Below are 13789 nucleotides of genomic sequence, written 5' to 3' on the forward strand. Positions count from 1 at the left end.
AAGTAGTTCTGTGGTAAACTGAGTCATAGGAATAAATCCGTTATAGTAATGTTTTGCAACTCTACTATAACGGATTTATTCCTTTTTGTGTTTACACAACTTATTTTACACTACCGGTGCTGATACTGTCAATAATTATGTGTAAACACTCAAGTAGAGTTGAAGAATGTTAATGATACATAAGTAGTAAAACTATATAAGTTTATATTTATTTTACTAGTGTTTTTATCAGATATAATAATCTGAAATGTAATGGGTTATATCTCCAAAAATATACGAGGAACTTGACTTATCATATTAGAGTCAGGTTCTTTTTTGAATGAGAACTTTAAATTAGCACCCAAAGGTATCCCTTTCGTAATATCAGCCCCACAAGGTTAACTTGGTCTCTCCTGAGCTAGAAAGTGGACGAAAAGTTCAGTTTACACTGCATCATTGGTATAAAGTAAAATAAAAACGAGGTTGGAACAATTGTCTCAACCTCATTTATTTATTTTGGTGAAATCACTTCAGCACCACCCATGTAAGGACGAAGAACTTCAGGGATAGTTACTGAACCATCTTCGTTTTGGTAGTTTTCAAGGATAGCGGCTACTGTGCGTCCAACAGCAAGTCCTGAACCGTTGAGAGTGTGAAGAAGTTTTACTTTGCCATCAGCTTCGTCACGGTAACGGATTTGTGCACGACGAGCTTGGAAATCTTCTGTGTTTGAACATGAAGAAATTTCGCGGTAAGTATTTTGTGCTGGAATCCAAACTTCCAAGTCGTAAGTTTTCGCAGCTGAGAATCCCATGTCGCCAGTACACAAAGTGATGACACGGTATGGCAAGTTAAGTTTTTGAAGGATGTTTTCAGCATTAACTACCATTTTTTCCAATTCATCATAAGAGTCTTCAGGTTTTGAGAATTTGACCATTTCAACCTTGTGGAATTGGTGAAGACGAATCAAACCACGTGTGTCACGACCTGCTGAACCAGCTTCTGAACGGAATGAAGGGCTCAAGGCTGTGAAGTAGATTGGCAATTCTTTACCGTCAAGAATCTCACCTCGGTAGTAGTTGGTCAAAGGAACTTCGGCTGTTGGGATAAGGACGTAGTCAGTACCATCAAGTTCGAAAGTGTCTTCTTTGAATTTTGGATATTGACCAGTACCAAACATAGAGTCGTGGTTAACCATGTAAGGTGTGATCATTTCAGTGTAACCTTCTTTAGCATGCTCATCCAACATGAAGTTGTAGATTGCACGTTCCAATCTTGCTCCGAGACCTTTGTAGAAAAGGAAACGAGAACCTGTAACTTTTGCACCACGTTCCCAGTCAAGAATACCAAGATCTTCCCCTAAATCCCAGTGAGCTTTAACTTCAAAATCAAAGTCACGAGGTGTTCCCCAACGACGAACTTCTACGTTTTCATCTTCGTCAGCACCTACTGGAACAGAATCATTTGGTGTGTTTGGAAGTGTCACAATGATAGTGTTAAGCTTTTCATCGATAGCAGCAAGTTCGGCATCAATTTCCTTAATCTCTGCAGAAACTTTTTGCATGGCTGCAATTTGTTCTGAAGCATCTTCTTTGTTACGCTTAGCTTGAGCAATATCATCTGAAGCGATATTACGTTGAGCTTTGAGTTCTTCAGATTTGATAAGAAGCTCACGGCGTTTAACATCAAGCTCTTTTAGTTCATTTAAAGTCTCAGCAACGACACCACGTGTAGCCAATTTTTCGGAAAGGGCATCAAAGTCGTTACGAATACGTTTTACATCTAACATAAGTTCCTCCAAAAAATAAAACACCCAGTAAAAGTGTTGGAGTGACATGGGCCACGGTTCCATCCAACTTCACAGGAGTGCACTTATTTATGTTTTTAATTATTAGAAACGGTAGAATTTCGTAGGTCAACCCTACCTGCTCACAGCAACCGCAGGCTTTCTGGAAAGGTCTAGCTATTACTTATCCGTCCTTTACATTATACAAAAATTATGATTTTTTGGCAAATAAACTTTTGATACGAGCACCTATGGTTTGGATGAGAGTAGGTAATTTAACAACTTTTTCATTGCCAAGATGTTCCCTAGCAATCTTTAGAATCTTCCCAGAATCTTTTGAGGCAAAGAGGAATTTGCTCTTGTCTGTTAGAATCTCAAAGTGACGACTAACCCTCTTTCCTGATACATTTGCACCAATTTGAGTGATGCTGGTCCAAGGGATTTGAATATATTGCTCGACATTGACATCTGGGTAGAATTCAAGAGCCATATCTCCGATTAGAAATTTACCGACCTTTCCTCCGATAGCCATGTAGGAAACACCCGTTGTATGTAATTCAACTGTTTTGTTTAATGATTGTGCCATATCTATCTTTCTTTTTGACTGTAGTATTTTTATTATAGCATAAGAAAAGAGTTCAGCTTTGCTAAACTCTTGCTCTTTTTACATGATTCCGAAGAAGCTTGCAACAATACCAACTACAAAGAGTCCGATGATGATTGTGATTGGTGAAACTTTCTTCTTAAGCAACCACATACATGCAAAAGTAAGGAGAAGTCCCGTCAAACCTGGAATTAATGAATCCAATTGTTTTTGTAGGGTATCGACTTGAATCTTATCAAAGCTAAGCTTATCGTTGACTTGACCAAGGATAGTTTTTAGTTGGTCACCAGTAACATATCCTTTTGGCCATTCAATATAAGCACCTTTAGGCAAAACTTTACCTGGAAGCTTTACAGTGAAGACGACAGATACCCAACGTTCAACGAGGACGGCCAAGATGAACATACCAAGTATTGATGCCCCTTTAGTAATATCTTTCAAGATACCACCAGATATGTCTTTAGTGATTTCTGAACCTGCTTTGTAACCAAGTTCTTGAGTGTACCACAAGAAGGCCATGCGGATAAGGTTCCAACCAATGAAGAAGATAAGTGGACCAGCAATGTTACCAGCTTGTGCCAATGATGCACCAAGGGCACCAAGAATTGGACGAATTGTGAACCAGAAGACAGGGTCACCGATACCGGCAAGTGGACCCATCATACCGATTTTAACCCCTTGGATAGCCGCATCTTCGATTTCAGTACCATTAGCTTTTTCTTCTTCAAGAGCTAAGGTAACCCCTATGATAGGAGCAGCTACGTAAGGGTGAGTGTTGAAGAATTCCAAGTGACGTTTAAGAGCTGCGGCTTGGTCCTCTTTGTTAGTATAAAGTTTTTTGATAGCAGGAATGAGTGAGTAAGCCCAACCCAAGTTTTGCATACGTTCATAGTTCCATGCACCTTGCAAGAATTGTGAGCGCCACCAAACCTTTTTACGATCCGCTTGAGATAATTGAATTTTTTCAGCCATGAGAGCACCCCTTCCTAGTAGTCTTCCAAGATATCGCCGATTGGGTCGCCTGAACCAGATGAAGTTCCGCCACCATTTCCGCCACCATTTCCGCCACCTTGTTTAGAAAGGTTGAGGTAGATGAAGGCGATGGCAACACCAATGGTACTAAGAGCGATAAGTGTCAATTGGCTAATTGCTGCCAAAGCAAAACCGATGGCGAAGAATGGCCAAACTTCACGAGTAGCCATCATATTGATAATCATGGCGTAACCAACGGCTACGACCATACCACCACCGACAACCAAACCATGGGTGAGCCAGTCAGGCATCAAGCCAAGGGCATGTTGAACAGATTGGGCCGGGATGGCAAGAAGAAGGGCTGCTGGCACAGCAATACGCAAACCTTGAAGAAGGAGAGCGAGGTAGTATGCACGTTCAACACCAGCGATGTTTCCGTGTTCTGCAGCTTTATCTGCAGCATGAACAAAGGCAATAGATGCTGTACGAACAGGCATAGTTAGGAAGAGACCTGCAACTGCAAGCAGGATAGCTATTGCAATCGCAACACCGATACCTTCAGCTGTAAATTTACCACCTTTAACCAAAATGATGGCAGCAGCAACAGATGCAAGGGCAACGTCAGGAGCTACGGCAGCACCGATGTTTGCCCAAGCAAGGGTAATCATTTGAAGAGAACCACCAAGCATGATACCTGCAGTGAGGTTACCTGTGGCAGCACCGATGAGGGTACATGCAACAAGTGGTTGGTGGAATTGGAATTGGTCAAGGATACCTTCAAGACCAGCAAGGAAGGCAACAGCTACGACCAAAATCGCAGAAATAATTGACATATCTGACATGGTTATAATTCCTTTTCTATTGAGTTGTCGTTAGTTGAATTTATCAACTAATTTATCCGAATGAAGATTATTGAACGTTAGCTTTCTTGATAAGCTCAAACAAGTCTTTCTTAGAATCGTTTGGAACCTTACGGACGTCAAATTCAACGCCAAGGTCACGTAATTTTTCAAAACAAGCAACATCATCTTTATCCATAGACAAAACGTTGTTAACCATTGTTTTACCAGTTGAGTGAGCCATAGAACCAACGTTAAGTTCTTTTATTGGCACGCCACCTTCGACAGCACGAAGTACGTCTTGAACAGTTTCGAACAAGACAAGTGCATGTGTATTTCCAAAACGTGGGTCTTTAGAAGCATCAATTAATTTTTGAATCGGAACAACGTTTACTTTAATACCGTTTGGTGCAGCCTGTTTGATCAATTCCTTACGAAGCTCATCTTTGGCAACGTCATCCGAAGCAACAATAATACGGTCTGCTTTAGAATAAGGTACCCAGTTAGTTACTACTTGACCATGCAAGAGACGTGTGTCCAAACGTGCCAAGTTAATCTTGAGTTTACCATCTCCGATGACTGTTCCTTCAGGGATAGCTCCTTGAGGTGCTGCAGCTTCTACAGGAGCTGCAGTTGTTTCCTCAGCTGGATTTAGCTCCTCTGGAAGTGCCTTGATACCACCCTTAGCTTCCTTGATGATATTAGCAGCAACTTGCTCTACAGTAGCGTTAGCATCCATCATACGTTCAGTGTATGCTTGGATTAGCATTGGCAAGTTAAGTCCTGTGATGATAGCAATCTTGCGATCTGGATTTTCCCTAGCGATTCGACTAGCTTGGTTAAATGGTGAACCACTCCAAAGGTCAGCCAAAACAAGAATTTCATCATCAACATCGAATTGTGCAATGGCTTTGTTGAAGTGAGCGTACAAATCATCAGGACCTTCACTTGGCATGAAAGTCACAACTTGAACTTTCTCTTGGTCCCCAAAAATCATAGAGCCTGATTGGTGGATTCCTTCAGCGAACTTACCATGGCTGGCAATAATAATACCGATACCCATTCGTGTTCTCCTCCTTTTATATATTGCTTCTTAGGAATAGAAAAATGATTATTGATATTATCATTCATGACATGAAAATGACAACAATATTTTTTTAGCCCCTCGAAAATTAGAACAGTCTAATTATAAAGCGTTATCATTGGTTTGTCAATAGTTTTCGTAACAAAAGTATCATAAAATTGAAAAAAACATCAAATTCTTGCAAATATACTTTCTTTTCAGATAAAAGAATTTAGATATAGCTTAAAGCTATATCTAAATAGAGAAAATGGGATTAAGGGGAAATCAGATAAATGCTTGTAATGCGTAGTTACAACTGCTATAATTGCTTCAATTAACTATTTAAGGTTAAATCTATAAGAAAAGAGGGCCTCCTTATGTCAGATTTACTAAGTATTTATAATGAATTGCAATCCAAAAAATGGGTCGACTTGACCCACAAAATTAATGCGGAAAGTCCACATTTTCCAGTCCTCCCTGCTTTGAAACAAGAAGACCTTTTTACCTTAAAAGATGGTTTCCATGTTCAAAAATTCACAGTGGTTGGTCAATACGGAACTCATATTGATGCACCTATTCACTTTGTCGAAGGAGGTCGCTGGCTAGATGAGATTGCCCTCAAGGATCTCCTTTTGCCACTCTATGTTATCGACAAGTCTAAAGAAGTCTCTGAGAATCCAAATTTTATCTTGAGCAAACAAGATATCTTAGACTTTGAAGCAGAGCATGGAAAAATTAGAGAAGGAGCCTTTGTTGCTTTTCGTAGTGATTGGTCGAAGCGTTGGCCAGATCAAGATGCCATGCGCAACCTTGATGAGAATGGTGTTCAGCAAAGTCCTGGTTGGAGCCACGAAGCTTTGGAATTCTTAATCCATGAGCGTCATGTCAAGGCAGTGGGGCATGAGACTTTTGACACAGATGCTGGTATTCCAGCAGCAGAACATGGTTTGGTTAACGAATACTACCTCTTGGAACAAGACATTTATCAGGTAGAAGTCTTGAATCAATTGGATCAAGTTCCAGCTGTTGGTGCTTTGATTTCAATTGCATTTCCACACTGGGACAAGGCGACAGGTTCCCCAGTGAGTGCAGTGGCTATTTTACCTTAATCAGAAGAAAAGATACCGAAGAAATTTTCGGTGTCTTTTCTTGTTTATAAAAGTAGTTCCTGAAGTTTGCGAGCAACGCCGTCCTCCTCATTAGTCCATTCAATTTGTTCGTTAGCATGGGGGAGAAGGACAGAGCTAGCATTCTTCATGGCATAACCAGTCTTGGCAAGTTCCAACATCTCTGTATCGTTGTGCTCGTCTCCAAAAGCAATCAAATCATCCGTTGATTTGCGCATAACCTTAAGTAAGTAGTTTAGGGCATAAGCCTTGTTAATACCTTTAGGTGAAAACTCTAAAATATTAAGTGGCCCACCCCAAGAATCAACTTCAATTTCTTCCTTGAAGTCTTTCTTGATATCATCGGCTAGCTGGTACTTATCTTCGTGACGAGTTTGCATAAGAAGAGCATTTGGGTTGCGTGTAATTTTTGCTGGTTCCAAACGCATAGCCTCAATGATTTTATCAACACCAAAGAGTTGTGGTTGAATACGCTCTGGGTGATTCATAGAGATATAGAAGTGTTTTCGGTATTCACTAACCAGAAAATCCATCTCTAACTCATCATGTCGTTGTAAGAGGTTAATCAGATATTTTTTGTCTAATTTAACCGAATGCTCATAGGCCCAGTCTTGGTCTGGAAGATTGGTCAAGGAGCCATTAAAAGTGATGAGTGGTGTTTCTAACCCTAGTGTTTTGTAATGGTCAATAGCCATACGATAAGGACGACCTGTAGCAATAACAACTTGGTGTCCTTTATTTTGTACATCTTTAATCGTTTTTTGTGTGAATTCTGAAATAGTTCCATCTGGGCGCAAGAGCGTTCCATCAAGATCTAGTACAATCAATTTTTTTGTCATGTTCCTATTATAGCAAAAATCTATCCTTTGTTGGTGATTGAGAAAGAGTTTTCTAAGAACGTTCGGGTTTTCATAAGAAAAGTCTCAGGAAATAAACCTTGCACAGTTAAATAATTTTATGTAGAATAGTAATGTTGCATTCTACGTGAGAATGTTCCGAAATTATTCGGATTTTGACAATATTTTTTACTAAGGAGTCTAAACTTTCATGGAAAAGATTTTTAAATTGAAAGAACATGGTACTGACGTCCGCACAGAAGTGACTGCCGGATTGACAACTTTCTTTGCCATGTCTTACATCCTCTTTGTTAACCCAGCGATGTTGGCCCAAACAGGAATGCCTGCACAAGGTGTTTTCTTAGCAACAATTATTGGTGCGGTTGCAGGGACGTTGATGATGGCATTTTATGCTAACCTACCATACGCCCAAGCGCCTGGTATGGGTCTCAATGCCTTCTTTACCTACACAGTGGTCTTTTCTTTGGGCTACACTTGGCAAGAAGCCTTGGCTATGGTCTTTTTGTGTGGTGTTATTTCTTTGCTTATCACAGTTACTAAAGTACGTAATATGATTATTGAATCTATTCCGACAGCACTTAAGTCTGCTATTTCAGCAGGTATTGGTATTTTCCTTGCTTATGTAGGTATTAAAAATGCAGGTTTCTTGGAGTTTAAAATTAATCCAGGTACTTATACGGTAAGCGGAAAGGGAGCTGATATGGCTCAAGCTTCAATTACAGCTTCATCAGCTGCTACACCTGGCTTGGTAGCTTTCAATAATCCAACTGTTATTGTAGGTTTGATTGGTCTTGCAGTTGCGATTTTCTTTATTGTTAAGGGAATTCGTGGAGGAGTCCTCCTTTCAATTGTTGTAACAACTGTTATCGCTATTTTTGCTGGTGTAGTTGACCTTGGTAGTATTGACTGGCATGCTGCTAGTCTGACTGCTTCTATTAAGGATTTGGGGCAAGTCTTTGGTGTAGCTCTAGGTTCTAAAGGTTTGGGTTCTCTCTTCTCAGATATGTCACGTTTGCCAGGTGTCTTTATGGCTCTCCTTGCCTTCTCATTAACTGATATCTTTGATACTATCGGTACTTTGATTGGTACTGGTGAGAAGGTTGGTATCATCGCTTCAACAGGTGATAACAAAGAATCTAAAGCTCTTGACCGCGCCCTTTACTCTGACCTCGTTGGTACAAGTATTGGTGCCATTGCCGGGACCTCCAACGTTACAACTTACGTTGAATCTGCAGCAGGTATTGGTGCTGGTGGGCGTACTGGTTTGACAGCTCTTGTGGTTGCAGTACTCTTTGCGATTTCAAGTTTCTTTAGCCCACTTGTGTCAATCGTTCCTAGTGCAGCAACTGCACCTATTCTTATCATTGTTGGTGTTATGATGCTCTCTAACCTTAAGGCTGTGGATTGGGAAGACTTGTCTGAAGCAATTCCTGCCTTTTTCACTTCTATTTTTATGGGATTCTCATATAGCATTACCTACGGTATTGCAGCTGGTTTCCTTACTTACACTTTGGTCAAAATTATCAAAGGTCAAGCAAAAGATGTTCATCTTGTCATGTGGATTTTGGATATCTTGTTTATCCTTAACTTCATTAGCATGGCTGTGATCTAATATTTATAAGCAAAAAAGTCTGTCCTTTTGTCAGGCTTTTTTAGTTTTTTACGAGTGATGATTTGAGGTTTACTTTCACGACTGTTTTAAGTTAAGATTGAAATCTTGTTAGAAATATTAACTTTATGGAGGTTTAATTTAATGTAAGAAAGTATTAAATTAAGACAGGGTGTTATATCTAAATTATTCTTGCTATCTTAGTATTTATAAGCTTTTATGGATTTTTACAGTGGACTATAGTCCAGATTTTTATTTTTTGATATAATGAAAACATGATTTACAGTCAAAATGAAGAGGAATTGATTAGTATAGGGCAAAAGTTAGGTCGATTGCTCAATTCTGGAGATATAATTGTTCTATCAGGTGATCTGGGAGCTGGTAAAACCACTTTAACTAAGGGAATTGCTAAAGGTTTGGATGTTTCACAGATGATCAAGAGCCCAACCTATACTATTGTTAGAGAATATGAGGGGCGTTTACCGCTATATCATTTAGATGTTTATCGTATTGGTGATGATCCAGATTCTATTGACTTAGATGATTTTCTATACGGTGACGGTGTGACGATTATCGAGTGGGGAGAACTCTTAGATGAAAGTCTCCTGGGAGACTATCTCTTAATTTCGATAACTCATCATGGTGATGGACGTCAACTGCTTCTGGAATCTTTTGGCCCTAGAAGTAAAGAAATCCAGGAGGAGATGGTAAATGGCTGAGTACGAATTAGTCATTGAGGAAGCCCAGAGAGAGGATTCCGTATCCTTAGCACAATTACTAGAGACGGTAACTCTAGAGTCAGATTTTTTGGCTCAGGATGATAGGAGCTCTGTACTGAATGGCGAACAGTTAGCCTCTTATATTGATAGCCGTCAGAGTGTCCCAAATGAGATTTGCTTAGTCGCAAAATTGGGTCATGAGGTTATTGGTGTTTGTAATGTTACTTCTAATCAAGACACGAAGACCAGTCACATCGGTGATGTTTTCATTGCGGTTGCTAAACCTTATTGGGGCAATGGTATTGGTCAGTTTCTTATGGGAACAATGATTGACTGGGCAGTCAATACACCTGCTATCCGTCGCTTAGAGTTGACTGTTCAAGCACGTAATGAACGGGCGGTACATCTCTATCAAAAATTTGGATTTGATATTGAAGGCACTAAGAAACGTGGTGCCAGAACTAAAAATGGAGAATTTCTAGATGTTTACCTGATGGCTAAACTCATAGATTAGGAAAAAACATGAAACTTGGACGAAAAATTTTATTGATGTTGTCGGCAATTCTTGCCACCACAGTAGTAGCTGCTGGTATTTATCTAACGACAACTTATAATTATGCTACAGGAGAATTGTCAAAAACCTTTAGAGTTTCAAAGGTAACGTCGGGGAATAGTAAGGCTATTCAACAGACAAAGCCTATAACTATTCTTTTGATGGGGGTGGATACAGGATCCGAAGGACGTAAGGAAACCTGGGAAGGAAATTCTGATACAATGATTTTGGTAACAGTGAATCCTAAGACTAAGAGAACTACCATGACCAGTTTGGAACGTGACCTTTTGACAGATGTTGAGGGATCGGGTGAAGCAAAACTAAACTCAGCCTATGCTGAGGGTGGGGCTGACTTAGCTATTTCAACCATTCAAAAGGTTTTAGATATTGATATTGACTACTATGCGCTGATTAATATGCAGGGTATGATTGATTTGGTGGATGCCGTTGGTGGTATCGAGGTAACGAACCATTTTGATTTCCCAATTTCGATTGCAGAAAACGAACCAGAATTTCAGGCGAAAGTAGAGCCTGGAACCCATAAAATCAATGGAGAACAGGCCTTAGTGTATTCACGTATGCGTTATGATGATCCCGATGGTGATTACGGTCGTCAAAAACGTCAACGTGAGGTTATTCAAAAGATTGTGGCTAAGCTCATGAAGATGGACTCGATAGGTTCTTATAAGAAAATTTTGTCTGCTGTCAGTTCGAATGTACAAACAAGTATCAATCTTGGTGATAGCACTACTCTGCGTGGTTTGATGGGTTATAGTGAGGCCCTTAAAAATATCAAGTCTTACCAGTTGGCTGGTTCGGATGCAATGATCAATGGTGGAAGCTACCAAGTAGCCTCAACTGAGGATATTCTTAAGGTCCAAAACCGTATTAAGAAGGAAGTTGGCAAGAAGGGAGTTTCTGAATCTAAACTTAAGACTAGTTTGGTACTCAATGATTTTGGGACTTCTAGCTATGTTTCAGATGATTTCGTTAACTCTACTGGAAGTTATGAGGCTGGACCATCTGAGGCAACAGGTGGTGGATCAGTAAGTACCTACTATGGAGGTACCACCTACGGCAATAGCTACACTGAGAATACTAGTAATTATGTTCAGGACCAAGCTACAACAGCCCCTACAATTAATTATAATGGTTCAGGTGTAACTACTTATAGCTTGGTTCCAGCAGCACAATAGAACTCTTGAGAGATTCCCAGCCTTTTGGCTGTCATATGATTATTACTTGCAATAGTTTTTAAGCTATGCTATAATATGAAGAAATAACGAAAGAGAGGCGGAGTAGAAACTTCGTCTCTTGTGTGTGTAAGGAGGTCATAATGTCGCAAAAAATTATTGATCTCGTGACGGCTGTCGTAGCTCCAGCAATTCCTGACCCCTACGAATTGGTCGATATCGAGTATGAAAAAATTGGCAGTGACTATATTTTGTCCGTTTTGATTGATAAGCCAGGTGGAATTACTGTAGAAGATACTGCAGACCTGACTGAAATTATCAGCCCTCTCTTGGATACTATTCAGCCTGACCCTTTCCCGGATCAATACATGTTGGAAGTGTCTAGCCCTGGATTAGAGCGTCCCTTGAAGACTAAAGAAGCTTTGAAGAATGCTGTTGGTCAGTATATCAATGTTAGCCTTTACAAGGCTATTGATAAAATCAAGATTTTCCAAGGCGACTTGTTAGCCTTCGATGGCGAAACTCTAACAATTGATTATCTTGATAAGACTCGCCATAAGACTGTTGAGATTCCCTATCAAACAGTTGCTAAAGCTCGTTTGGCAGTCAAACTCTAAAACTCTTAGTGTAAATAAAGAAAGGATGCCAGTTTTGGCCCTTAACGGCTAAAACAACAAAGAATATGAGCACAGAAATGCTAGAAGCCTTCCGTGTCTTGGAAGAAGAAAAACACATTAACAAGGAAGACATCATCGATGCTGTGGTTGAATCACTTAAATCAGCTTACAAGCGTCGTTATGGTCAGTCTGAATCAGCAGTTGTTGAATTCAATGAAAAAACAGGTGATTTTCAAGTTTTTACCGTTCGTGAAGTTGTAGATGAAGTCTTCGATAGTCGTTTGGAAATCAGCTTGAAAGATGCGCTTGCTATTAGTTCAGCTTACGAACTTGGTGATAAAATTCGCTTTGAAGAGTCAGTCGACGAATTTGGTCGTGTCGCAGCTCAATCTGCTAAACAAACGATTATGGAAAAAATGCGTAAGCAAATGCGTGAGATTACTTATAATGAGTATAAGCAACATGAAGGTGAAATCATGCAAGGAACAGTTGAACGCTTTGACCAACGTTTCATTTATGTTAATCTTGGAACGCTCGAAGCTCAATTATCACGCCAAGACCAAATTCCTGGTGAAAGTTTTAAGTCACACGACGTCATCGATGTTTATGTTTATAAAGTTGAAAACAATCCTAAAGGTGTTAACGTCTTTGTGAGCCGTAGCCATCCAGAATTCATCAAACGCATCATGGAACAAGAAATTCCGGAAGTATTTGATGGAACTGTAGAAATCATGAGCGTTTCCCGTGAAGCAGGTGATCGTACTAAGGTTGCTGTTCGCAGCCATAATCCGAATGTTGATGCTATTGGTACTATCGTCGGTCGTGGTGGAAGCAACATCAAGAAAGTTGTCAGCCGTTTCCACCCAACACGTTTGGATGCTAAGACAGGTATTGAGGTTCCTGTTGAGGAAAATATTGATGTTATTCAATGGGTGGAAGATCCAGCTGAATTTATCTACAATGCTATTGCACCAGCTGAAGTGGACTATGTTCTCTTCGACGAAGATGATAGCAAACGTGCGACAGTAGTTGTACCAGATAACAAATTGTCTCTTGCAATTGGTCGTCGTGGACAAAACGTTCGTTTGGCAGCGCATTTGACTGGCTACCGTATTGATATCAAGTCAGCTTCTGAATATGAAGCACTAGAAGCTGAGAAAGCTGAGGCTGAAGTAGATGAAGTTGTCGAAGAAATTGTTGCAGAAGCTACACCTGTAGATGTAACAACGGAAGAAGCACCAGAAGCAGAATAAGAAGAAAATAGAGGTGTTTGATGGCTAGAACACGAAAAATACCTTTACGAAAATCAGTTGTCTCAGGAGAAATCATCGATAAACGTGATTTGCTCCGCATTGTGAAAACTAAAGATGGTGAAATTTTCGTCGATCCAACAGGAAAGAAAAATGGGCGAGGCGCCTACATTAAATTGGATAATGAGGAAGCCCTACAAGCTAAAAAGAAACAAGTTTTCAACCATAGTTTTTCCATGGATGTTCCCGAAAGTTTTTACGATGAACTCATTGCTTATGTGGATCACAAGGTCAAAAGAAGAGAATTAGGTCTTGAATAACACAGAAAAATTGTCAAATATGTTGGGACTAGCACAAAGAGCTGGGAAGCTTATTTCTGGTGAAGAACTTGTCATTAAGGCAGTTCAATCAGGGCAGGCGAGACTAGTTTTTCTTGCCAATGATGCTGGTAGTAACGTGACTAAAAAGACGACTGATAAATGTAACTACTATAATATAGAAGTCTCCACAGTGTTTAACGCGCTGGAATTAAGCATGGCTATTGGTAAACCAAGGAAAACGGTTGCTGTAGTAGATGCTGGATTTTCAAAGAAAATGAGGACTCTTATGGAATAAAGAATA

The 13789-nt window shown here is 40.0% G+C and carries 15 protein-coding genes; 9 read left to right on the plus strand and 6 right to left on the minus strand.

From position 1 onward, the window contains the following. Positions 1-490: 490 nt before the first annotated feature. The 5 genes from serS to NST05_RS09645 all read right to left on the minus strand — a co-directional run bounded on the left by serS (position 491) and on the right by NST05_RS09645 (position 5243). The gene (serS, locus tag NST05_RS09625; protein WP_084829198.1) at positions 491-1768 is read right to left on the minus strand and encodes a serine--tRNA ligase; all 1278 of its coding nucleotides are present in this window, start codon (positions 1766-1768) and stop codon (positions 491-493) included. A 208-nt stretch (positions 1769-1976) separates the two neighbouring features. Then, positions 1977-2351, minus strand: coding sequence for a DUF956 family protein (locus tag NST05_RS09630; RefSeq protein WP_014607979.1), 375 nt, complete (start codon positions 2349-2351; stop codon positions 1977-1979). Positions 2352-2429: 78 nt separating this feature from the next. Then, complete coding sequence (locus tag NST05_RS09635; RefSeq protein WP_014607980.1) at positions 2430-3341, minus strand: PTS system mannose/fructose/sorbose family transporter subunit IID; 912 nt, start codon at positions 3339-3341, stop codon at positions 2430-2432. A gap of 14 nt (positions 3342-3355) precedes the next feature. Next, positions 3356-4183, minus strand: a complete 828-nt coding sequence (locus tag NST05_RS09640; protein ID WP_084828490.1) for a PTS mannose/fructose/sorbose transporter subunit IIC — start codon at positions 4181-4183, stop codon at positions 3356-3358. A 67-nt stretch (positions 4184-4250) separates the two neighbouring features. Continuing rightward, positions 4251-5243: a PTS sugar transporter subunit IIB gene (locus NST05_RS09645; protein WP_084828491.1), complete on the minus strand. Its 993-nt coding sequence runs from the start codon at positions 5241-5243 to the stop codon at positions 4251-4253. 377 nt (positions 5244-5620) lie between these two features. Here NST05_RS09645 and NST05_RS09650 point away from each other — a divergent pair, with 377 nt between their 5' ends. Beyond that, on the plus strand, positions 5621-6352 hold the full coding sequence (locus NST05_RS09650) for a cyclase family protein (protein WP_084828492.1): 732 nt from the start codon (positions 5621-5623) through the stop codon (positions 6350-6352). 44 nt (positions 6353-6396) lie between these two features. Here NST05_RS09650 and NST05_RS09655 read toward each other — a convergent pair whose 3' ends face one another. Continuing rightward, positions 6397-7209, minus strand: a complete 813-nt coding sequence (locus NST05_RS09655; protein ID WP_084828493.1) for an HAD family hydrolase — start codon at positions 7207-7209, stop codon at positions 6397-6399. 208 nt (positions 7210-7417) lie between these two features. On the opposite strand from NST05_RS09655, the gene NST05_RS09660 reads away from it, so the two are divergent. The 8 genes from NST05_RS09660 to NST05_RS09695 all read left to right on the plus strand — a co-directional run bounded on the left by NST05_RS09660 (position 7418) and on the right by NST05_RS09695 (position 13783). Beyond that, positions 7418-8839, plus strand: a complete 1422-nt coding sequence (locus NST05_RS09660; protein WP_084828494.1) for an NCS2 family permease — start codon at positions 7418-7420, stop codon at positions 8837-8839. A 272-nt stretch (positions 8840-9111) separates the two neighbouring features. Next, positions 9112-9555 carry a tRNA (adenosine(37)-N6)-threonylcarbamoyltransferase complex ATPase subunit type 1 TsaE gene (gene tsaE / locus NST05_RS09665; protein WP_002949675.1) on the plus strand — a complete coding sequence of 148 codons (444 nt, stop codon included), beginning with the start codon at positions 9112-9114 and terminating at the stop codon, positions 9553-9555. Beyond that, positions 9548-10069 carry a GNAT family N-acetyltransferase gene (locus NST05_RS09670; RefSeq protein WP_011225494.1) on the plus strand — a complete coding sequence of 174 codons (522 nt, stop codon included), beginning with the start codon at positions 9548-9550 and terminating at the stop codon, positions 10067-10069. The genes tsaE and NST05_RS09670 overlap by 8 nt, the downstream gene beginning before the upstream one ends. 8 nt (positions 10070-10077) lie before the next feature. Then, the gene (gene lytR, locus NST05_RS09675; RefSeq protein WP_084828495.1) at positions 10078-11304 is read left to right on the plus strand and encodes a glycopolymer--peptidoglycan transferase LytR; all 1227 of its coding nucleotides are present in this window, start codon (positions 10078-10080) and stop codon (positions 11302-11304) included. Positions 11305-11444: 140 nt separating this feature from the next. Further along, entirely contained in the window at positions 11445-11918 is a 474-nt protein-coding gene (gene rimP, locus NST05_RS09680) for a ribosome maturation factor RimP (RefSeq protein ID WP_011680755.1), read from the plus strand. A gap of 65 nt (positions 11919-11983) precedes the next feature. Continuing rightward, positions 11984-13171, plus strand: coding sequence for a transcription termination factor NusA (gene nusA / locus NST05_RS09685; protein ID WP_014621164.1), 1188 nt, complete (start codon positions 11984-11986; stop codon positions 13169-13171). A gap of 20 nt (positions 13172-13191) precedes the next feature. After that, entirely contained in the window at positions 13192-13488 is a 297-nt protein-coding gene (gene rnpM, locus NST05_RS09690) for an RNase P modulator RnpM (RefSeq protein WP_084828496.1), read from the plus strand. Continuing rightward, positions 13481-13783, plus strand: a complete 303-nt coding sequence (locus NST05_RS09695) for a YlxQ-related RNA-binding protein (protein ID WP_002947460.1) — start codon at positions 13481-13483, stop codon at positions 13781-13783. The genes rnpM and NST05_RS09695 overlap by 8 nt, the downstream gene beginning before the upstream one ends. The last annotated feature ends 6 nt before the right edge of the window (positions 13784-13789 follow it).

The organism is Streptococcus sp. FSL E2-3494, from assembly GCF_038007085.1.
GTDB classification, from domain to species: domain Bacteria; phylum Bacillota; class Bacilli; order Lactobacillales; family Streptococcaceae; genus Streptococcus; species Streptococcus thermophilus.